Here is a 21,268-nt window from a genome sequence, read left to right on the forward strand (position 1 = left end):
ATGCTCGATTCGATCCCCAGCGATCTGCCCCCGATCAGCATCGCCGTCTTTGTCGCGCTGGCGGCGCTGTCGGTGCTGACCCTGACCGTCGCCATCTTCAAGCTGGCGCAGTTTTCGCGCCTGGGCGTCGGCCGCCACGACCAGGCCGAGGTCATTCTGGACGACTGGCTGAACGGCCGCCCCGACGAGGCGCAGCGCAAGGCCGGGCTGGGCCGGACCGTGCTGTCGCGGGTGCTGGCGGCGGTGATGTCGGGGCTGCGCGCCCGCCCCGGCGATCCCGCCTATGGCGAAGAGCTGGCGCGCCAGATCGCGCTGTCCGAGCTGGTGCAGATGGGCGCGCGGATGCGCCTGCTTGAAGCCGTGGTCCAGATGGCGCCGATGCTGGGGCTGCTGGGCACGGTGATCGGGATGATCGACGCGTTCGGCAATCTGGCGCAGCAAAGCCAGATCGCGGATCCGCGCATCCTCGCCTCGGGGATCTGGACGGCGCTGACCACCACCGCGGCCGGGCTGGCCATCGCGCTGGTCGCCTATTTCGTCGCCGCCTGGCTGGAATCGCGGATCGAGGATGAACGCCAGACGATGGAGCTGGTGATTTCGGCCGCCATCCACGGGCGGCTGGGGCAGCAAGTGCGGGGCTGAAACCGATGCCCGCCCCCGCCGCAAGAGCCGCCTCGATCCCCCTGCCCGCCCGGCGCCGGCGCCATGGGTTTTCGATGACGGCCATGGCGGACATGCTGTTCCAGCTGCTGATCTTTTTCATGCTGTCCGCCAATCTGGCGCCCTTTGCCATGCTTGAGCTGCGGGCCGGCGCGCTGGGGGCGCCGGGCGCGGGGGACGGCGCCGGCAGGGCGGCTACGCCCGCCGCGGTCACCGATATCCGCGCCACCGCGGTCTGGACCCTGACCCCCGAGGGGCTGACCGCCAGCGGCCAGCGCTTCGGGCTGGACCGGGTCGGGCTGCTGGCCGAGGCGCTGCGCGCGCAGGGCACCGCGAATGTCCTGGTGGTGCTGCGTCCCGAGGTGCCGGTGCAGCATGTCATCACCGTGCTGGAAACCCTGTCGGCGCAGGGCATCGTTTCGGTCCAGGTCGCGGACGGAACGATCCGATGAGCCTGTCATTGCCCCGCCGCCCGGCTCTTGCCCGGCTGGATCCGGCGCTGGCCATCGTCAATATCGTGCTGCTGCTGATCTTTTTCTTTCTCGGCGCCGGGCAGCCGGCCCGGCCTCCGGCCGAGCTGCAACTGGCGCAGACGCGGCTGCTGCCCGCCGCCGTGCTGCCCTCGCCCGTGCTGGAGCTGCACGGGGCCGAGCGCTGGCTGCTGGACGACCAGCCGATCCTGCCCGAGCTGCTGCCCGCGGCGCTGGCGCTGCATGACGGGCCGCTGCATGTGATGATCGACCGGCAGGCGCCGGCCAGCCTGTTGCTGGACCTGCTGCGCCACCCGGGGCTGGAGGGCCGCGACCTGAGGCTGGTCACCCGGCCCAACGGGCCCGCCCCGTGATCGGCGCGGCGCCGGCGCGGCCGGGGTGGGCGCAGGCTTTGGCCGTGTCGCTGCTGCTGCATGGCGCGGGGGGGGCGGCGGTGGTCTGGCGGCCCGACTGGCAGCGGCACGAGGCCGCCCCCGGCGCCCCCGTCCGGCTTGAGCTGGACCTGTCCGCGCTGAACCCGACCGCCCGGCCCGACGCGCCCACCCTGACCCCGGTCACCGCCGCCGATGCGGGGTCCGAGACGCTGGCCCCCGTGCCGCCTGCCCCCGTGCCGCCTGCCCCCGTTTCGCCCGACCTTGGTGCCGCGCTGCCGACCCCGCTGCTGCCCGATATACCACTGGTGGACAGCCGGGCGGCGTCGGAATCCAGCACCGCACCGGCGCCCGACGCCCCCGAGACCGCACCCGCCCCCGACGCCGCACCCGGGACCGCCCCCACCGACCCTCGCCTCGCCGAGCTGTTCGACCGGATCCGGGGCCGGCTGGGCGAATCCTGCCTGCTTGCCCTGCCCGCGCTGCTGGGCGAGGACCAGATCCAGCTGGGGGTGCTGGCGGCCGACGACCGCCGGGTCGCCGGGCTGATGCGCGAGCTGACCCGCGGGCTGGACACCGGGATCGTCGAGGCCGCGGTGCTGCTGGACCCGCGGCAATGCCCGGCGCTGGATTTCATCCGGCGCGATCCGCGCTATCCGCTGCCGGGTCTGGGATTGCAGATCGAGACGCCGGATATCGCCAGCGGCGACAGTTTGCGAGGGCGCCTCTCGGGCACGGCGGGGCTGTATACGACGCTGCTGCTGGTCGACGACAACGGCGTGGTCCATGACCTGCGGCGCTTTCAGATCGCCGCGGCCGGGGCGACCCGGTTCGAGGTGCCGCTGGCCCGCTCGGGCGGGGCAAGGGACACCCATCAGCTGGTGCTGGCCATCGCCAGTGCCGTTCGCCCCGACACCGTCGCCACCCATGCGGGCGAGACGGCCGCCGAGTTTTTCGACCGGCTGTCGCGCGACCCCGCAACCGCCGACGCCCGCCTGGGCATCGGCAGCATCTATGTGCGTTAAGACGCGGTCGCCTAAAGCGCCGTCGCCCTGTCGAAGCCCTCGCGCGCGACGCGTTCAAAGCCTTTGCGGATCACCATCTGCTTGACCATGTTGTCGGTGACCACCTTGGCGACCCCGGTGCCCGCCGCCCGCACCCCGCGCTTGAAATAGACCGACCACACCGCATCCACCGCCATGTTGGCCGCAAACCCGGCAAAGATATTGGCGCTCATGCGGTGAAACGACGGGTCGCGTTCGACGATCAGCGGGTTGTGCCGCCCCTGCATCGCCACCTCGGCAATCGCCGATCCGTCAAGGCCAAAGGGCGCGACCGCCGCCACCACCCGTTCCGTCACGCTGACGCGGCCGTCCTTGTCCGCGTCGCGGCCGTCAAAGAACGCGCCGATGGCCACCGCGTCATCCCCGATGAACCCGACCACGCCGATATCGCGGCCGCTGCGGTCCTGCACCACTACCCAGTCGAAACCTGCCATGACAATCTCCTTTAGTTGAAATCATAGGTGAAACCCTGATCCGCCACGCGGATCGCGACATCCTCCATCGCGCGCCCCGCGACCATGCGGCCCAGCACCTGCCGCGACAGATCGGGCAGGATCGAGTTGGTGATGATGTTGTCGATCATCCGCCCGCCGCTGTCGGGGTCGCGGCATTGATCGACGATCGCGTCGATCACCTCGTCGCCGTAATGCAGCGCCGCGCCCTGCGATTCGCGCAGCCGCCGCGCCACCGCGTCCAGTTTCAGCCGGGCGATGCCGCCCAGAACCCCGGACGACAGCGGCACATAGGGGATGGTAACGATCCGGCCCAGCAGCGCGGGCGGGAACACGCCCAGAAGCTCTTCTTTCAGGGACGCCTCCAGCGTGTCGGGGTCGGTGATCGCGCCTTCGGGGGCCAGCGCCATGATCGAGCCGGTGCCGACATTCGAGGTCATCAGGATCAGCGTGTTGCGGAAATTGATCGGGCGGCCGTTGCCGTCCTCCATCCTGCCCTTGTCGAAGACCTGAAAGAACAGCTCGTGCACGTCCGCATGGGCCTTTTCCATCTCGTCCAGCAGCACCACGGAATAGGGCTTGCGGCGCACCGCCTCGGTCAGCCGCCCGCCTTCGCCGTAACCGACATAGCCGGGGGGCGCGCCCTTGAGCAGGCTGACCGAGTGGGCCTCCTGAAATTCGGACATGTTGATGGTGATGACGTTCTGTTCGCCCCCGTAAAGCGATTCCGCCAGCGCCAGCGCGGTTTCGGTCTTGCCGACGCCGGACGGGCCGCACAGCATGAAGACGCCGATGGGCTTTTCCGGGTTGGACAGCCCGGCCCGCGCGGTTTCCACCCGGCGCGCGATCATCGCAAGACCCTGATCCTGACCGATGACGCGCTGTTTCAGGTGGTCGGCCAGCCCCAGCACCGCCTGCAATTCATCGGCCACCATCCGGCCCGCGGGAATGCCGGTCCAGTCGCTGATGACGCTGGCCACCGCCTGATCGTCGACATGCGGCCAGATCATCCGGTCGTCGGCATGGATCGCGTCCAGCCCCCGCATCCCCTCGGCCAGCTCGGCGCGGATGCTGTCGGCGTTGTCGCCGCCCAGACGCGAGCGCAGCGCAAGGATATTCTCGACGAGGGATTTTTCGTCGCCATAGGCGGCCTCGAGCGTGGCCAGCCGCCCGCGGTGGTCGGCCAGATCGGTCTCGAGCTCGGCCAGACGCGCCTCGGGCGCGGCGCCCAGATCGCGCTCGGCGGTCTTGGCGGCGATGTCCATTTCCAGCGCAGAGATGGCGGCGCGCATGTCGGCGATGCGGGCGGGGGTGGCGCTTTGGCTGACGGCCACGCGCGCGCAGGCCGTATCCAGCAGCGACACCGCCTTGTCGGGCAGTTGCCGCGCCGGCAGATAGCGCGCCGACAGCTTCACCGCCGATTCCACCGCCGCGTCGGAAATGCGGACCCTGTGATGCGCCTCCATCGGACCAAGCAGGCCGCGCATCATGAAACACGCGGTCTCGATCGAGGGTTCATCGACCGAAATCGGCTGGAAACGCCGGGTCAGCGCCGGATCCTTTTCGAAATAATTGCGGTATTCGGCCCATGTGGTGGCGGCAATGGTGCGCAGCGTCCCGCGCGCCAGCGCCGGTTTCAGCAGGTTCGCCGCGTCGCCCGTGCCCGCCGCACCGCCCGCGCCGATCAGGGTGTGGGCCTCGTCGATGAACAGGATGATCGGGACGGGGCTGGCCTGCACCTCGTCGATGACGGACCGCAGGCGCTGCTCGAATTCGCCCTTCATGCTGGCGCCGGCCTGCATCGCGCCGATGTCCAGCATGTGCAGCCGCATCCCCTGCAACGCCGGTGGCACCTCGCCCGCGGCCAGTTTCTGGGCGAAACCCTCGACCACGGCGGTTTTGCCCACGCCCGCCTCTCCGGTCAGGATCGGGTTGTTCTGGCGGCGGCGCATCAGCACGTCGATGATCTGGCGGATCTCGTCGTCGCGCCCGACAACCGGATCCATCCGCCCCTCGGCCGCATCCGCCGTCATGTCGACCGAGAACCGCCCCAGAGCGGTCGCGTGCCCCGCCCCGTCCCCGCCGCCCGCCCCCGCGCGCAGGCCCGAGCCGTCCATCGGGCGCATGTCCTCTTCGTCGGACCCGGCCCAGAGCGTGCGCGCCTCGGCGCCCAGCCGATCGGCGGACAGCTCGTCGAAAACCCCGCAATACTGCACCAGCGCGTGGCGCAAGGCATGGTCGTTCAGCAGCGCAACCAGCAGATGGCCGGTGCGGATCTGCGCCTCGCCAAAGAACAGCGTCGCATAGGTCCAGGCGTGGTTCAGCGCATCGGCAAGCCGTTCGGAAATGCCCGGCGTCTCGGTCACGTTCTTGTGCAGCGCGCCCATGGCACGGTCCAGATCCTTGAGCACCCGGCCCCGGTCCAGCCCGGATTGCTGCAAGGTGACCGAGATGTCGCAATTCTGGTTCGAGATCGCGTGAAACAGCCAGTGGCTCAGTTCCACGTTGCGGTTGCCGTCGGCGCGCGCCTGCCGCATCGCCTGAAGAAAGGCGTCATAACCGACCCGGTTCATCTTGCCGGCGAATTTTTCGATGGTGATGGCGGTCATGGAAACCTCGTCATGGTCAGTTGCCCTGCGACAGCGCGAAGCGGGCGATCTCGATCTGCGGGGCGCGGCCCGCCAGCGCCTCGGGGCGCAGGGCCGCCAGCCAGCCCAAAGCGGCGCTGCGCCCCAGCTGCGCCGCAGGCACCCGGTCGGGCGGCAGGGTCAGCGCCAGCTCGACCTCGTAGCTGCGGCCCAGATACCAGAACACCAGCTCGGCCAGCCGGCTGTGCCGCGGCCGGCCGGGCAGGAAATCGCGATAGTGATCGGCATCGGGCAGATGCAGGTGGATGCAGATCTTTTCGTTCACCGACCGCAGCCGCGCGCCCAGATACATGTCGCGCCCCAGCACGCCCCCCATGCCAAGGCCGCGCATGTCGTCCGGCTCGAACTCCAGCCAGGCGGGAACATGTTCCTCGACCGCGACGGACAGGCGGAAATGCCGTTCCAGCATCTGGCGCAGCCGCACCGCACTGCGCACCCGGCCGCCGAAGATCGACACCAGCGGCAGCCGGGCGATGTCGGGAAACCCGTCATGGTCCATGAACGCGGGCGAGCCGGTCCCCGCCACCGCGGCGACATAGCGGGCAAAGCGGTCCTCGTCGGGCCGGTCGTGCTGGCTGATCGGATGGGCGTCGGACCAGGCCCGGAAGAACAGCTGGTAAAACCGGCCCGCGAACAGATCGGCAAAGCGGACAAAGCCGTCCTCGCCCTGCTGCTGCCAGCGCATGACCTCTTCGGTGGTGTTCAGGGGCAAGGCACCCTGCGGCCCGAAATAGCCCATGAACTGCGCGCGCAGCCGGATACGTCCGCCCGGACCGTCGCCCCCCGGCGCGATCTCGGCCGTGGGAAAACCCAGCTGCGGATCCTGCCCGATCTCGACGATATCATCGGCCAGCCGGGCCGAGCGCCCGATACGCGGCCGGTCCGGGTTTTCGCGTTCCAGCCGGCGCAGCAGCGCCAGAAAACCCGCACCCTCAGCCGTCATATCAGCGGCCCCGAGCCGGTGCGCGGCGGCCAGCGCCTGAGCACGCCGCGCTGCTTGCTGATCGTCACCATCTGGGTGAAGCTGTTGATGCTGACATATTCGGCGAAAAACCGGTCCAGCACCGCGGCCATCAGGGCGATACCGCTGCCTTCGAACGCGGCCTCGTCGAACGTCACCGAGATTTCCAGCCCGCGCGCGGGGAAAAACCCCTCGGGGCGGCGGATCGAGCGGGTGATCGGCCGCACGTTCAGCGCGGTGATGCCGGCGATCTGCGTCTCGGTCACGGTGTCGGACAGATCGGCGAACAGGGTCAGGATCTCGCGCAGGCTGGCGGCGCCGTCGCGGCCGAAACGGTCGTCCAGCCCGAAATGGTTCAGCGACAGATAGGAAATCAGCCGCCAGTAGACATCGCCCTGCAAGGTGCGATGGGGGCCGGCGCGCTCGGTCTCGGTCATCGGCTCGCGCGGGGGGGTGGGACCGTTCACGCAGCTGAGCGTCGTCAGCTGGTCGGACACCAGATTGAAATCCTCCGACCGCGCCAGCGGCAGCGCCACCGGCAGATGGCGGTTGGAACACAGCGTGCGCAGATGCAGTCGCTGCGCGCGGCGGCCGACCACGGATTCGGGCGGCTCGTGGATCGCCAGCCAGGTCTCGGTCCCGCGGTAATCGGCGCGCAGCCCGCCGCGCCGCTCGGCCTCGGTCAGGCGGCGGGGCTTGCGCCGCATCGTATAGTAATAGCTGGCGCGCGGCGCACCGTCCTGCGGCAGCGCATAAAGCGGCAGCACCTCGACCCGGTCATGGGCGGTGCCGTAGCTGGCGTGGACCCGCAGGATACGCTGGATCTCGTAATGGGTGATCGGGCTGGAATCGGGGGTGACGACATATTCATGGCGGCGGTCGTCCAGCCGGATCTGGTTCGAGCTTTCCTCGAACAGGTTGATCGCGGGCGCGCAGTTCATGCGGATATCGCCGGGCTGGATCTGGCGAGCCAGATCGTCGTTCACCCGGTCGAATTCAAGGATCACCTGCATCCGCTCTGCCCGCACGGCCCGCAGCGCATCCGACAGCCCGGTCAGGCGAAAGCCCAGGAACTTGCGCGGAAAGGCAAAGAAATCGCGCAGCAGCGCAAAGCCCTGAAACAGGCTGCTATGGCGGTCGAAAAGCGATTCGTCGCTGTCAAAGCCGATCTGCCGAAGCTGTTCGGGCGCCAGCCGCAGAAAGGCCGGATCCCCGTTGGGTTGCAGCCAGCGCAGGGACACCCGAAGCGTGCTGCAATGGACCTGTTCATAAAGCGCCATCGCCCGCAGCATGTCGGCGGTCAGATGGAAGCTCAGCGCATCGGTGCGCAGATCCGCAAAACACAGCCCGTCGGTCTTTGCCAGATCCAGCTGCAAACCGGCCCGCGTGGCGCGGTCGGGATCCTGCCCCAGCCCGCCCAGCGTGGTGGTGCGGTCATGATAGGTGATGCCCTCGATCGCCACCGGCAGCACCGCCAGCGCCGAGGTCAGGCTGAAGCGGCAGGTGACCCGCTTGTCGGCGTCGCGAAACCGCGCGTCCAGATATTCGCCGCGCGCAAACACGCGGGGGGCGCCGTCGCTGGTCGGGCGGGTGGCGGCGGGTGCCTCGACCACCATGCAGCTGGGGAACGGCGCCAGCGCGTCGGGAAAGATCTGCTCAAGCAGCTCCATGGTGAAGCCGCGGAATTCCTCATCCAGCTTGAGCTGCACCCGCGCGGCCAGAAACGCCGCGCCCTCAAGCAGGCCGGCGATGGCGGGGTCGATGTTTTCACGCAGCACACCGCCCAGACGGTCGGCAAGCCCCGGAAATTCTTCGGCAAATTCGACCGAGCGTTCATAGAGGATGTCCAGTTCGCGCTCATAGGCGTCGCGGAACGATTTTTTCATGCCCCGCCCTGCATCCGTTTCATGGCGATCTTGCCTTCGCCCGGATCGACCTCGGCAAAGAATTGCAGCGGAATATCGGTCGGGTCAGAGATCATCTCGGCCAGAATTTCAAAGCTGAGCCGCTGGTCGGCGGTGGCCTCGGCCTCGTCCAGCCGCACCTCGATCGAATCTGGCCGCAGGCGCGGCTCGTTGCGGATCAGCGCCTCGCGGATGGTCTGCGCCATGTCGGCGGGCGTGCGGCTGGTCCGCCACAGGCTGTCCATGTCCTGAAACCCGTGATTGACCACCGAATCCCGCACCCGCGGCGCGCCCGACAGATCGGTGCAGACATCCAGCCGGATCGTGTTCATCAGGCTGGCGATGTCCAGCGCCAGATTGGCGCGCAGCGCATCCTCGCTGCAACCCTCGCGGCGCATCTGGCTGCGCTGGGTCAGGTCGCGCTCGCCGTCGGTATAGACGCGCTCGCCCAGCCGCGAATCCCGGCGGGCGGCGGAATCGCGAAAGATATGCAGCAGCGACATCTCGCGCAGCCCGCCGCGGCGGGAAACCTTGCCCGAGGATTGGCGATGCGGTGCCATGATCACCCCGCTGGCCCCCAAAGGCCGCCCCAGAATCCTGCCGGCGGTATCGCCGCCGGAAACGAAACAGGGCCGGCACGCTGCGCCGACCCCGCCGTGGAGATACACGTTCCGCCGAAGCTGCCGGCGAAAGGGATCGCAGCCGCAGGCTTAGGCGGTCCACTCTTTGTTTTCGGCGATGTCCCAGCCGGCCATGGTTTCGGCACCGGCGGCACCCGAATCTTCCTGAAGCGTATAGAGCACTTCGAATTTGCGGAAGTTGAGGGTCAGGGTTTCCTGAATACGGTCAAGACCGTCTTTCTGACCACCGGTCGAATAGCTGGTGATCATGATGTTTTCCATCTTGATGCGGAAATATTCCACCGGAGCCGCACCGCCCGACTTGCGCACGATCAGCTCGCCGTTTTCGATATGCTCGCCGTTGGTGCAACGCTTGATCAGGTCGTTTGACGCCAGATCGACGTATTTGGTCAGGGTGATGTCCTGGACATTCACCTTGCCGCCGCCGCCGCCACGGCCCACATGCGTGGTCCCCGACTGGGTCAGGCCCCAGTTCCAGGCCAGAACGTCAATTTCATCGCGGTGAGTATCGTCCTGCGATTCACCCTTGATATTGTTGGAAAGTTTCAGAAAGATATCGACAGCCATGGGTAAACTCCTTAATTCTGGCAGTCAGCTTAAACTCATTTGCCCTTGGGCAACCTGGAAACGAGCGACATCCCGACATCCATGCCTTCCAGCTGGAAATGCGGTTTCAAATAGAATTTCCCCATATAATAACCGGGATTTTCCTCGTCCTCTACAACTTCGACCCTTGCACCGGCAAGCGGCTTTTTGGCCTTTTCACGCTCGGACGCGCTTTCCGGATTGCCCGATACGTATTTGTTGATCCAGCTTTGCAGCTGGGTCTGCAATTGCAACCGGTCGGGGCTTTGCCCGATCTTGTCGCGAACCATGCATTTCAGATAATGGCTGAACCGCGACACCGCAAAGATATAGGGCAGCCGCGCCGACATGTTGTCCGAGGCCGTTGCCTGATCGTCCACGTATTTCTTGGGGCGATACAGCGATTGCGCCCCGATAAAGGCGGCCTTGTCGGTGTGTTTGCGGTGGATCAGGCCGATCAGCCCGGCCTTGGACAATTCGCCCTCGCGCCGGTCGGTGATCGAGACTTCGGTCGGGCATTTCAGATCCCTGGACCCGTCGCCGGTGTCGAAATTATGCGTCGGCAGGTTCAGAACCTCGCCCCCCGACTGGACACCGCGGATCTGCACGGTCCAGCCATGTTCCTTGTGGGCGCGGTTGATATTGACCGCCATCGCATGTGCGGCATTCATCCAGCCGTATTTGGTGCCGTCGTGGCCGTCGGTCTCTTCCTCGAAATTGAATTCCTCGACGACGGAATTCGAGCCCTGACCATAGGGTTCGCGCGAAAGAACCCGTGGCAGGGTCAGCGCGACGTAACGCGAATTTTCCGAATCGCGCAGCCCGTTCCATGCCGCATAATCGGGCGTATCGAAAATCTCGGACAGATCGGGGGGAACCGACAGCTCATTCCAGCTGTCCAGCCCCAGAAGCTCGGGCGCGGCCGAGGAAATAAAGGGCGCGTGCGCCGCCGCCGCCACCTTGCCCATGTCGCGCAACAGCGCCACATCGGCTGTCGAATGGTCGAAATAGTAATCGCCGACCAGCGTCCCAAAGGGCTTGCCGCCCAGAGTTCCGAATTCGGCCTCATAGACGATCTTGTTCAGGGGCGATTTGTCCCATTTCGCGCCGGGATAGCGGCGCATCATCTGTTGCAGTTCTTTTTTCGAGACGTTCATTACCTTGACGCGCAGCGAGGCGTCGGTCTCGGAGTTGTTGATCGTATAGGCCAGCCCGCGCCACGATGATTCCAGTTTCTGGAATTCCTCGTGGTGAATGACCTCGTTCAGCTGTTCGGTCAGCTTCTGGTCCAGTTTCGACAGCATCGCGTCGATGGTGTCGATCACGTCCTCGGCGACCAGCGTCTGGTCGTCCAGCGCCTCGCGCACCAGCGCGACGACGGCGTTGTCGACCTCTTTCGCGGCGACATCCGTGCGCGGCTTGATGGTCTGCCGCAGGATGTCGGAAAACTCGTCCAGTCCGGACAGCGCGCCGGCGTCGGCGGTCTGCGCCTGGGTCTTCTGCGCCATGTTCAGCTGTTCCCTTCAGAATCGTCCCGGGCGGTGTCGCGTTCGGCCAGCGCGGCCATCAGTTCAGGGTCGGCCAGCAGCTTGCGGATTTGTTCCTGCGCCTTGGGCTTGGAATTCATGTAGCGTTGCAGGTTGGCCAGATGCTGCCGTGCCTCAAGCAGTTTTTTCAGCGCCGGGATCTGGCGTGCGACCTCGGCGGGATTGAAATCGTCCATGTTTTCAAAATGCAACGAGACGCCCAGCCGGCCGTCGCCGCCCATCTTGTTCTCGACGTTGAAGGACAGGCCCGGCGCCACGCTTTTCATGTAATCGTCCAGCGTCGCCGCGGTCACATCGACGAAATCGCGTTCCTCCATGTCGGGCTTTTCGACCTCCGAGGCGTTGCCCGACAGGTCCGACATCACCCCCATGACAAAGGGCAGCTCGACCATTTTTTCGGAATCGTAAGGGTCTTCGTAGGAAATATTCACCCGGGGCGGGCGATTGCGTTTCAGGAAATCTGTCGATTTGTCGGATGCCATTCTTTCAATCCTTCGCCTGCGGCACAGCAGAACGCATGCCCAGCCACAGAGTCAATCCAAACCCGCCACGGACATTTCAATCCGTCCTGACGGCCGACACAAGCAGTTCTGCCATGATGGCGTCAAATTTCTTGCCCAACATGTCACGCGCCTTGAACAAAAGCAATGGGATAGGGCTGGCAGGCTCACGCATCGAAAAATAGGCCTCGACCCCCGCCAGACTGGCCGCGACCCCATCGCGGCAGGTGATCGCGGGCAGCGCCGCCGGCGCTTTCCTGCCGTCCGCCGCGCCCTCAAGCCCTGATCGGCTAAGGGTTTTCAGCCGGTCCATCCCGAGGCTGAAGCCGCTGCCATGGCCGATGTCCAGCACGGCGGCCCCGGCGCGGTCCGGCATCAGCACCTCGATCGCCTCGACCAGCGAGGCGCCCACCAGCAGCCGCGCCTGTTCGACCAGCAGAACCGCGGGCGAGGACGGTTCGTTGCACGCAAGCCACAGTTGCACCGCATCCAGCGCCGCCGCGGCGGTCGCCCGGTCGGGAATCTGCGGCGCCGCAGCGTGGGGCGGCGGCTGCGCCGCGACCGGCGCGGGCGCGGTCAATTGCCGCGGGTCGGGTGTCGCGGGCAGTTCCGGCATGGCGGATTCGGACCATGGGCGCAGTTCGGGGCGTGCGGTGGCGATCAGGGCCTGCATCTCGGCGATGGCGGTCCGCACCGCCCCCAGTTCGGGGGTGAAACGGGCCTCGGGGTGGCTCTGGGCCAGCCGCTGGATCCGAAACAGCGCATCCGCCGCGCGCGACAGCTGCTCGTTGGTCGCCGCCAGCAGCCGAAGGCTGGAATCGGCGCGCAGCGGCGCCAGCACGTCGCTGTCGGGCAGGTCGGTTTCGGACAGGCGCGGGCTGGATTTGCCGCTGGCGACCATATGGGTGCGCAATGTCAGCTCACTGCCCGGCAGCAGCGGCAGATGGACCAGCGCCATCACCACCGAGGGCTGGCTGTTCAGCGTCTCGATGGCGCTGCGGCGGTCCGCGGCGCCGCGGTCGACCCTCGGGTGCAGCTCGTCGGGCCATTGCCCCATCAGCGCGGCCATGTCTTCGAGGCTGGAGGCGAAATCGCCCAGCTTGCCGGCCAGGATCTGGAACCGCGCCAGCAGGCTGAGCAGCCGCAGGTCGCGGCTGCGCGCCAAAAGCGGCGCGATCGCCGCCCGCTCGGCCGCCAGATCGACCGAGCGGGGGTCGAACAGCCGGTCCTCGCGCCCGTCCTCGGCCGATCCGGGGGTGAAATACCGCTCGGGCAGGCGGGATTCGGCCTCGAAATAATAATCGAGGAACTCAGGGTCGTCGCGCCGTTCCAGATCCGGCCCGCAGGGCGCTGATTCGGAAACGGGATCCAGCAGATTATCCAGCGCCATCGTGTTTCCCTATCTCGGCCCGGTTTCGTCCGCCTTGCGATAGGCGGCGGCGAACAGGCGGATGAATTCGTCCAGAATCCCGTTTTCATTGGCGGTCTTGGCGTCCCAACGCTGGACGAAAACCTCCCACGCGCGGGATTTGCGATTGCCGGTCAGCGGGCTGCCTTTGGCCTCGGCCTCGATCCGGTCGGGGTCGAGGTCGTGCAGCAGCTCGATCAGCGCCGGTTGCAGGGCGGCAAACAGCGACCCCTGATGACGGCGCAGATCGGCCAGCGCCTGATCAAACCCCGCCGCCCCAGTCAGAAAACCCGCACGCGGATTGATGAACAGCGCATCCAGCGCCTGCCCCGCATCCGGCAGGAATTTCAGCGGGTTGTTGTCCACCGCGCCCCGCATCGTGCGCTCGCCCGCGCGGGTGAAGTGGCGGGCGGCGGCGCGATCCTGCAACGCCTGCATCACCTGCGATGCGGTGACGCGCAGCGCCTCGCCCAAGACGCGGCCGAAATCCTCGGGCGCGAGCGTGGACATGGCGCCCGGCGCCAGCCCCGCCCCGGCGCAAAAGCCGCGCATGAAGGCGGATTCGTCCATGGCGGCCGGCACGGGACCGGGCGGCGGCGCGGACGGAAACGGCTGCACGACAGCCACGGGCGGGGTAGCGGCGGCGGGGCCTGGCATCTCGATGAAATCATCGGCGAAATCGGGCTGCCTTGCGGCGATCCCGACGGGCAGCGGATCGACCGGGGCTGTGGAAAACCCGCCCAGCGCCCAGGGATCGTCCTGCGCCTGCTCTTCGACGGGGCGGTCCATGCGATGCTCGGGCAGCGAGCCGGGCGACAGCGCCCCCTGCCCCTGCGGCATGTCAAAGATCGCGACGATGATATATTGCCCGACCTGAAACCGGTCCCCGTGCGACAACGCATGAGGCGCGCCCAGCCGGTGGCGGTGGCCCTGCAAAAAGGTGCCGTTGGTGGACAGGTCGGTCAGCCACCAGCTGGCGCCGTCATGGCCGACCTCGAAATGCTGGCCCGAGATGTAACGGCTGGCGTCGGGCAGCACCCAGTCCATCCCGGCCCGGCGCCCGACCCGGATCCCGCTTTCGGGCACCAGCACACTGACCGGACCGCCGTCGTCCAGCACATGGAAATTCTCGATTTGCAGGGTCAGCGTCATCAGGATCAACCGGCCCCAAACAAGGTGTCGGCCATGTCGAGGATCCGCGCCAGAAAGATCGGGCGCTGCGACAGCGGCACGCGGGCCAGGCAGGACAGCACCGCGCTGTTCACCGCCACCGGGGTCTTGTGCGCGGGCGAGGGATCGGGATCGTTCGGCGCCGGGCCTCCGGTCGACCAGCCCACCGCCAGCCCCAGCAGCACCGAAGGGCTGCGCGTCGGCGCCCACAGCGCCTCTTTCATGATCTCGTGGCGCAGGCGGGTGGTGGGATTGGCCAGCCAGCCGGCGATCCGCTGCATCATCTCGCGTTCCTGCGGCTGCAAATGCCCCGCCATCAGCCGCAGGCATTCATAGCCCCAGCCCGCGGCCGAGGGCGGCAGCGCCGCAAAGGCGGTATAGGTCACGGCCTCTTCCGGGGTGGTGGAAAACCGCAGCCGGGCAAGGAAACGGGGGCCGTCCTCGGCCGCCATCGGACGCAGCTTGACCAGATCGGACAGCGGCCGCACGGCGGCGAACAGCTCGGCCGGGGTTTCCGGCCTCAGGCTGCGCTGCGGGCGGCGGGTGTTTTCTTCGGTCTCGGTTGAAGTCATCGCGCTGAATCTGCCCCTGCCTGCGGCCCGGTGCCTGCTGCGGTCGCGCAGATTATGGAAACACCGCCGCCCATCCGCAAGCCGCAACAGACAAATAGGTGCAACCCCCCGCCGACCATGGCTGCGCGGGGTTTCGCCCGCGGCCCCGCGCCGCTAGGGTGACGCCTGTCCGCGGCAGCAAACGGATTGAACCGCATGGAATGGATACTGGCTTTCATCGGCATCGCCCTGGCCGCAGCGATTTACGGCGTGGTGATCTACAACGCGCTTGTCGCGCTGCGCCAAAAGGTCGCCGAAGCCTGGAGCGGGATCGACGTCCAGCTCAAGCGGCGCAGCAATCTGGTGCCGAATCTGGTGGAAACCGTCAGGGGCTATGCCAGCCACGAAAAGGAACTGCTGGACCGGCTGACCCGCACCCGCGCCTCGGCCGCCGAGCCGGGCGACGTGGCCGGGCGCGCCGCGGCCGAGGGGCAGCTGGGCGCCGCCCTGACGCGGCTTTTCGCGGTGGCCGAGGCGTATCCCGACCTCAAGGCCAGCCGGAATTTTCAGGATCTGCACGCCTCGCTGGACGAGATCGAGCGCGATATCCAGCACGCAAGGCGCTATTACAACGGCGCGGTGCGGATGCTGAACGTCAAGGTGCAAAGCTTTCCGTCAAACCTGATCGCCGGCCGCTTCGGGTTTCACGAGGCGGCGTTCTTTGAACTGGAAAGCCCGGCGGAACGCGACGTGCCCAAGGTGTCGTTCTGACGACGGGGCTGACGATGGGCCCGCCGACGGGGCTGCGCCCGCTGGTCGCTGCAATGCTGGCGCTGGTGCTGCTGGCGCTGCTGGCGTTGCAACCGGCGTGGGCCGACGAACGCATCCTGTCCTTTGACAGCGACCTGCGCGTCCAGCCCGACGGCGCGTTCCTGGTGACCGAGACGATCCGCGTCCGGGCCGAGGGCGATCGCATCCAGCGCGGCATCTTTCGCGATTTTCCGATGCTGGCCCGGGACGGGCGCGGCACCTATCGCGTCGGGTTCCAGCTGCTTTCCGTTACGCGGGACGGCCGGCCCGAGCCCAGCCGCGTCGAGCAGATCGCCCGCGCCGTCCGCATCTACATGGGCAGCCCCGACACAAGGCTGACGCCGGGCGAACATGTCTATCAGATCACCTATCGCACGGACCGCCAGCTGCGGTTTTTTGACGATCACGACGAGGTTTACTGGAACGCCACCGGCACCGAATGGCTGTTTCCCATCGACCTTGCGACCGCGACCGTCCATCTGCCCCAGGGCGCGCGCGTGCTGGAGCTTGCGGGATTTACCGGCGTCCACGGATCGACCGAAACCGCCCTGCGGTTTTCGCAGCCCGATCCGCTGACCGCGGTGTTCCGCTCTACCCGCCCGCTGGACCCGCGCGAGGGGCTGACGCTGGCCGTCAGCCTTGCCAAGGGGGCCGTCCCCGCCCCGACAAGGGAACAGCGCCGCGCATGGTTCCGCCGCGATCACCGCGCCGGCCTGTGGGCGTTGGCCGGGCTGGGGGCAATCGCACTGTATTATCTGGGCGCATGGTGGTTTTTCGGCCGCGATCCCGCGCGCGGCGTCATCGTGCCGCGATGGGAACCGCCTGCGGGCATGTCCGCCGCCATGGTCGCCGCCAGCCTGCCCGAAGCCAGCCCCGACCCGGACCGGCTGCTGTCGCTGTCGCTGGTCGAGCTGGCCTCGCGCGGGGTGATCGGCATCGAGATCTCGGGGCCGAAAACCGCCCGGCTGAGGCTGCACGAAAGGCCCCCTCCCCCCGACCTGCCCCCCGAGCAGCGGCTTGTCGTCGCCGCGCTGGAAAAATCGGGCGGAGAGCTGGCCATCGACCGCGCCAATGGCGAGGTGATCCGCGCGCTGCGCCACGACGCCGCCGCCGGGCTGCGGCAACAACGTCGCGAACGCGGGCTTTATCGCCCCTATGGGTTGCGACTGGGGCTGGGCCTGGGGCTGTCGGTTCCGCTTTTGATCCTGCCGCCGCTGCAATTGCCCGAGCCGCTGAACGCGCTGATGATCATTTTCGCCGCCAGCGCGGCGTTCCTGCTGCTGACGCTGCGCGCGGCCGCCTTTGCGTGGGGCAAGGGCAGGTCGCCCGGGGTCTGGTTCGGCCTGATCCTCAGCCTTGCCATTTCCAGCGCGGGCGCGGCGGCGCTGATTCACGCCAGTGACCTGAACGGAGGCAGCCGCATCATGCCCGCCGCGCTGGCGGGAATCCTGCTGGTCAACGTGATCTTCGCGCCGATTCTGGGCGGCCCCACCGCGGCCGGCCGCGCGGTGCTGGACCAGATCGAGGGGCTGCGCGAATATATCCGCGTCGCCGAAAAGGATCGTCTTGCCCTCGGGGCGCCCGACATGTCGGTGGCGCATTTCGAGCGCATCCTGCCCTTTGCGATGGCGCTGGGGCTTGAGGACATCTGGACCCGCCGCTTTCGCGACTGGCTGGCGACGGTGGATGAGCCGGCGACACGGGCCGCCGGCGCGCGGCTGCTGTCCGATACCGGACTGGCCGGATATTCCGCCCCCGCCCGCACGGGCACACGCGGCAGCGCCGGCGTGGTGGACCGGCTTTCTTCCAGCCTGACCGCGGCGATGCCGGCCGCCAGCGCCTCGTCGTCGGCCTTTGGCGGGTCGTCCTCGGGCGGGGGCGGGGGTGGCGGCGGATCCTCGGGCGGAGGCGGGGGCGGCGGCGGAGGCGGCGGCTGGTAGCGAAAACTTCATCATACTGGTTTTCAACGCCACAAGGCTTTGCTAGCCTGTCTTAACTTTTGTAGACCGAGCTTTTCATGACTCCGCCATTCAGACAGGCCGACCGTTTGGGTCGATTGACCACGGAACTGGGTGACGACGCGATCGTATTGTTACGCTTCGACGGCACGGATTACCTTAATGAGCTTTACGAATACCGGGTCCAGGGACTTGCAGGCAGCGATGATCTGGATTTCGATGCGCTGATCGGAACCCATGCCTCGGTCGAGATCGGGACGCGCGACGGGGTGCGGGTGTTCGACGGCATCGTCGCCTCGGCCCGCTGGGCGGGGGTGGGCGAAAACGGCCATCGCTACGACCTGACGCTGCGCCCGTGGTTCTGGCTGGCCGGGCGGCGGCGCAACCAGCGGATTTTTCACGACAAGACGGTGGTGCAGATCCTGCGCGAGGTGCTGGCCGATTACGCCCAGCTTGGCGATCCCGCGCTGGAAATCCAGTTGAGCGACGATTACCCGGTGCTGGAATACACCGTCCAGTATCGCGAAAGCGATCTGGACTTTGTGCGCAGGCAGCTGGAACGCCACGGGATCAGCTTTTATTTCCGCCACGCCATGGGCAGCCACACGCTGGTGCTGACCGACGACGTGCTGGCCCATGACAGCATCGGCGAGCGGCCGTTCAAATCCTATGACGGCCATCACCAGTATGAGCAGGAACATTTCTGGGAATGGACGCCCGAGCGCAACCTGACCACAGGTGCGATCCGGCTGACCGACTATGACTTCAAGAAGCCGCTGCAAGCGATGGAGGCCGAGCATGTCGGCGACGCCGCCCACGCGCAGGGGCGGATCGAAAGCTTTGACTATCCGGGCGATTACGCGCAGCAGGAAACCGGCCGCAGCACCGCGCGGCTGCGCACCCGGCAGGAACAGGGGCTTGACCGGCGCAACCGCGCGACGGGCGATTGCGCCAGCCTTGGGTCGGGGATGCGGGTGCGGCTGGGCGGCGACAAGGTGCCCGGCACGGGCGAGACCTATCTTTGCCTTGCCGCGACACATTCCTTTGTGTCGGAATCCTATGGCTCGGGCGGGGCGGGTAGCGACGGCTACAGCTTTACCGGCTCGTATGTGCTGATGCCCGACACCGCCCCGATGGCGCCCCCGCGCCGCACCGCGCAACCCGTCGTCCACGGCCCCCAGACCGCCAAGGTGGTGGGCGAGGGCGAGGTGGACTGCGACGAATTCGGCCGCATCCTCGTCCGCTTTCACTGGGATCTGGACGAGGCGTATTCGATGCGCTGCCGGGTGTCGCAAAGCTGGGCCGGCAGCGGCTGGGGCGGCATGGTGATCCCGCGCACCGGGATGGAGGTCGTGGTCGAGTTCCTCGAAGGCGATCCCGACAAGCCGCTGGTCACCGGCTGCGTCTTCAACGGCGCGAATCCGCCGCCGATGGCGCTGCCCGAACACCGGACGCGCTCGACCTTCAAGACCAGCTCGGTTTCGGCGCAGGGCTTCAACGAGCTGACCTTTGAGGACAAGGGCGGCGAGGAATTCATCTATCTGCACGCGCAGAAGAACCTGGACATGAAGGTGCTGAATTCGGCGCAGCGCCGGGTCGATTTCGACGATACGGTCAGCGTCGGCAACGATTCGAACCTGATCGTCGCGGCCAACCGCACCGAAAGCATCGAGGGGCTGCTGGACCTGTCGGTCAAGGGCGCGATGCGCGAAAAGATCGACGGCGACCGCGGCCTGAGCGTGGGCGGCAGCTATGCCACCCGCGCCGGCGGCGATCTCACGCTCAAGTCCGACGGCGAGATCGTCATCGACGCGACCCGGATCACGCTGGTCGCCGGCGGCGCCGCGCTGGTTCTTGACGGGGGCGCGATCAACGCGACGCCCGTGCTGAACGTCGGCGCGGCGTCCCCCGGCGCCGTCGCCCTGCCCGCGATCCCCGCGGTGCTCAAGGCCGCCGCGGCCGCCGGATCGCCCTTTGTCAGCCACTGCCCGTTTGCCGACACAGGGGTCTGACCGTGGAGCCGTGGATCGGGTATTGCCATCTGCGCGCCCATGACGACGGGGGCCGGCACTGGCTGGGCAACCGTGGCGAGGCCGCCCGCTGGTTGCTGCTGACCGCCGGCTCTGCCGAAGATTTCCAGATCGGAATGCGCCACGCCCTGCCCCGGCTGGGCTGCGAACTGGTCGCGGTGTCCTCGGCCTCGCGCGTGGCGGGCGTCACGGGGCTGGGGGCACTGGCCGACGATCTGCCCCGTCTGGTGCGGCAGGTGAACGAATCCCGCCCGGTCGCGCTGGGCGACGCGGCGGCGGTGGACCCCGCGTCGTCATGGGCCGAGCTCGACTGGGACACGCTGCTGGCCAGCTCTGGCCAGCTTTGGGCGGTGGTGGACGGGGTGAACTGGCCCGACATCTCGCAGCGCCTTGAGCAAAGCGATGCCGAACACAGCTGTCTTTACACCACGCTGAACCCCGAAAGCCGCAGGCTCGCGCCGTGGCTGGTGCGGGTCGATCCGCATGGCAGCTTTCCCGCGCAGCTGCGCGCCCGGCCGCAGCAGGACCACGGTTTCGTGCTGCTCGGCGGCAGCTCCAGCATGGAGGAAATGCGCCTTCATCTGCGCCGCTTTACCATGCTGCGCACGCCCCACGACCCCGACACTTCGGTCTATTTCCGCTTTTACGACCCCCGCGTGATGATCGACGCGATCGAGACGATGCCGCACAGCTTTCGCGACAGTTTCGCCCGCGACCTCAGCGCGATCATCGTGCCCATATCGGCCGAATGCCTGCTGCCCGACGGCGCCCAGCTGCGGGGGCCGGCGCTGGGGGTGTTCGACCCGCCCGGCCTGGCGCAGGGGCGGCTGCTGCGCTGGACCGGCACGCCCGCCACACCCGGCCCCGCAGCCCAGCAGCGGCGCGGCCCCGGCGTGGTGTCGCCGGCGGAATATGCAGCCCTTGGCCAGCGGATGCAGCGCCGTGCGACCGACGGTCTGGCGCGCCGCCTGATGCGGGATTTCGGGCATCTGACCTCGGCGACCCGCTGTCTTTCGATTGCGCAGGGGGCGGCGGCGGCGGCGGCGGGGTTCGGCATGACCTCGGCCAGCCAGGTTCACATGATCGCGCAGGCGCAGCTGCTGTTCGGCGCCGATTTCGAACGCCGCTACCCCGAGGCCGGGCAGTTCCTGACCGACCGCACGCTGCTGCCATGGCAAAGAAAGAACCAGCTTGCCGACTGGTTCACCCGGATGACCACCGCCCACGGGCTGGGACAAAAGGAAATCGCCTGATGAAACCCCTTGCCCGGCTTGGCGACAAACACGCCTGCCCCATCCACGGCAGCAACGCCATCGTGCAGGTCGCCGCCCGTTCGACCTGCGACGCGCTCCCGATCGCGACGGTGGGCGATGTGACGGGCTGCGGCGCCACGATCACCACCGGCACCGGCGCCTGCCTCATCGACGGCCGGCCCGCCGCCACCATCGGCTCGGCCACCAGCCACGGGGGCGTCATCGTCCAGGGCTCTCATTCCAGGGCCTAGTTTCAGCCGCGTT

Annotated in this window: 20 protein-coding genes; 9 read left to right on the forward strand and 11 right to left on the reverse strand. The window is 67.5% G+C overall.

Annotated features, from left to right (window positions below):
• Genes BLW83_RS00355 through BLW83_RS00370 form a run of 4 tightly spaced genes read left to right on the forward strand, consistent with a single transcriptional unit; the run spans nt 1 to nt 2,547 of the window.
• Entirely contained in the window at nt 1-642 is a 642-nt protein-coding gene (locus BLW83_RS00355; RefSeq protein WP_090844267.1) for a MotA/TolQ/ExbB proton channel family protein, read from the forward strand.
• Nucleotides 643-647: 5 nt separating this feature from the next.
• Complete coding sequence (locus tag BLW83_RS00360; protein ID WP_090844270.1) at nt 648-1,112, forward strand: ExbD/TolR family protein; 465 nt, start codon at nt 648-650, stop codon at nt 1,110-1,112.
• Nucleotides 1,109-1,504 (forward strand): ExbD/TolR family protein, encoded by a 396-nt coding sequence (locus tag BLW83_RS00365; RefSeq protein WP_090844273.1) that lies wholly within the window; start codon nt 1,109-1,111, stop codon nt 1,502-1,504. Before BLW83_RS00360 ends, BLW83_RS00365 begins: the two co-directional genes overlap by 4 nt.
• Before the next feature lie 44 nt (nt 1,505-1,548).
• Nucleotides 1,549-2,547, forward strand: a complete 999-nt coding sequence (locus BLW83_RS00370; RefSeq protein ID WP_218139060.1) for a hypothetical protein — start codon at nt 1,549-1,551, stop codon at nt 2,545-2,547.
• Nucleotides 2,548-2,558: 11 nt separating this feature from the next.
• On the opposite strand, the gene BLW83_RS00375 is transcribed toward BLW83_RS00370, so the two are convergent.
• The 11 genes from BLW83_RS00375 to BLW83_RS00425 all read right to left on the reverse strand — a co-directional run bounded on the left by BLW83_RS00375 (nt 2,559) and on the right by BLW83_RS00425 (nt 14,974).
• On the reverse strand, nt 2,559-3,020 hold the full coding sequence (locus BLW83_RS00375) for a hypothetical protein (protein ID WP_090844280.1): 462 nt from the start codon (nt 3,018-3,020) through the stop codon (nt 2,559-2,561).
• 11 nt (nt 3,021-3,031) lie between these two features.
• On the reverse strand, nt 3,032-5,647 hold the full coding sequence (tssH, locus tag BLW83_RS00380; RefSeq protein WP_090844283.1) for a type VI secretion system ATPase TssH: 2,616 nt from the start codon (nt 5,645-5,647) through the stop codon (nt 3,032-3,034).
• Between the two features lie 16 nt (nt 5,648-5,663).
• Nucleotides 5,664-6,629, reverse strand: a complete 966-nt coding sequence (tssG, locus tag BLW83_RS00385) for a type VI secretion system baseplate subunit TssG (protein ID WP_090844286.1) — start codon at nt 6,627-6,629, stop codon at nt 5,664-5,666.
• On the reverse strand, nt 6,626-8,533 hold the full coding sequence (tssF, locus tag BLW83_RS00390) for a type VI secretion system baseplate subunit TssF (RefSeq protein WP_090844289.1): 1,908 nt from the start codon (nt 8,531-8,533) through the stop codon (nt 6,626-6,628). The genes tssG and tssF overlap by 4 nt, the downstream gene beginning before the upstream one ends.
• Nucleotides 8,530-9,111 (reverse strand): type VI secretion system baseplate subunit TssE, encoded by a 582-nt coding sequence (gene tssE, locus BLW83_RS00395; RefSeq protein ID WP_143042696.1) that lies wholly within the window; start codon nt 9,109-9,111, stop codon nt 8,530-8,532. Before tssE ends, tssF begins: the two co-directional genes overlap by 4 nt.
• A gap of 150 nt (nt 9,112-9,261) precedes the next feature.
• Nucleotides 9,262-9,759, reverse strand: coding sequence for an Hcp family type VI secretion system effector (locus BLW83_RS00400; RefSeq protein ID WP_090844295.1), 498 nt, complete (start codon nt 9,757-9,759; stop codon nt 9,262-9,264).
• Nucleotides 9,760-9,794: 35 nt separating this feature from the next.
• Nucleotides 9,795-11,285: a type VI secretion system contractile sheath large subunit gene (gene tssC / locus BLW83_RS00405; RefSeq protein ID WP_090844298.1), complete on the reverse strand. Its 1,491-nt coding sequence runs from the start codon at nt 11,283-11,285 to the stop codon at nt 9,795-9,797.
• A 2-nt stretch (nt 11,286-11,287) separates the two neighbouring features.
• A complete protein-coding gene (gene tssB, locus BLW83_RS00410) occupies nt 11,288-11,806 on the reverse strand; it encodes a type VI secretion system contractile sheath small subunit (RefSeq protein WP_090844301.1) in 519 nt (172 codons plus the stop codon).
• A 76-nt stretch (nt 11,807-11,882) separates the two neighbouring features.
• Nucleotides 11,883-13,214 carry a type VI secretion system protein TssA gene (locus BLW83_RS00415; protein WP_090844304.1) on the reverse strand — a complete coding sequence of 444 codons (1,332 nt, stop codon included), beginning with the start codon at nt 13,212-13,214 and terminating at the stop codon, nt 11,883-11,885.
• 9 nt (nt 13,215-13,223) lie between these two features.
• Complete coding sequence (tagH, locus tag BLW83_RS00420) at nt 13,224-14,384, reverse strand: type VI secretion system-associated FHA domain protein TagH (RefSeq protein ID WP_143042697.1); 1,161 nt, start codon at nt 14,382-14,384, stop codon at nt 13,224-13,226.
• Between the two features lie 5 nt (nt 14,385-14,389).
• Complete coding sequence (locus BLW83_RS00425) at nt 14,390-14,974, reverse strand: DUF6931 family protein (RefSeq protein WP_245728554.1); 585 nt, start codon at nt 14,972-14,974, stop codon at nt 14,390-14,392.
• Nucleotides 14,975-15,169: 195 nt separating this feature from the next.
• Here BLW83_RS00425 and BLW83_RS00430 point away from each other — a divergent pair, with 195 nt between their 5' ends.
• The 5 genes from BLW83_RS00430 (at nt 15,170) to BLW83_RS15615 (ending at nt 21,255) form a co-directional block, all read left to right on the forward strand.
• Nucleotides 15,170-15,724 (forward strand): LemA family protein, encoded by a 555-nt coding sequence (locus BLW83_RS00430; RefSeq protein WP_090844310.1) that lies wholly within the window; start codon nt 15,170-15,172, stop codon nt 15,722-15,724.
• Nucleotides 15,725-15,738: 14 nt separating this feature from the next.
• Nucleotides 15,739-17,703: a DUF2207 domain-containing protein gene (locus BLW83_RS15610; RefSeq protein WP_090844313.1), complete on the forward strand. Its 1,965-nt coding sequence runs from the start codon at nt 15,739-15,741 to the stop codon at nt 17,701-17,703.
• A 116-nt stretch (nt 17,704-17,819) separates the two neighbouring features.
• Nucleotides 17,820-19,733, forward strand: coding sequence for a type VI secretion system Vgr family protein (locus BLW83_RS00440; protein ID WP_245728555.1), 1,914 nt, complete (start codon nt 17,820-17,822; stop codon nt 19,731-19,733).
• A gap of 2 nt (nt 19,734-19,735) precedes the next feature.
• Nucleotides 19,736-21,004, forward strand: coding sequence for a DUF4123 domain-containing protein (locus BLW83_RS00445; RefSeq protein ID WP_090844319.1), 1,269 nt, complete (start codon nt 19,736-19,738; stop codon nt 21,002-21,004).
• Entirely contained in the window at nt 21,004-21,255 is a 252-nt protein-coding gene (locus tag BLW83_RS15615) for a PAAR domain-containing protein (protein WP_177172442.1), read from the forward strand. Before BLW83_RS00445 ends, BLW83_RS15615 begins: the two co-directional genes overlap by 1 nt.
• Nucleotides 21,256-21,268: the final 13 nt, after the last annotated feature.

The sequence above is a fragment of the Paracoccus alkenifer genome, from assembly GCF_900108405.1.
Classification (GTDB): domain Bacteria; phylum Pseudomonadota; class Alphaproteobacteria; order Rhodobacterales; family Rhodobacteraceae; genus Paracoccus; species Paracoccus alkenifer.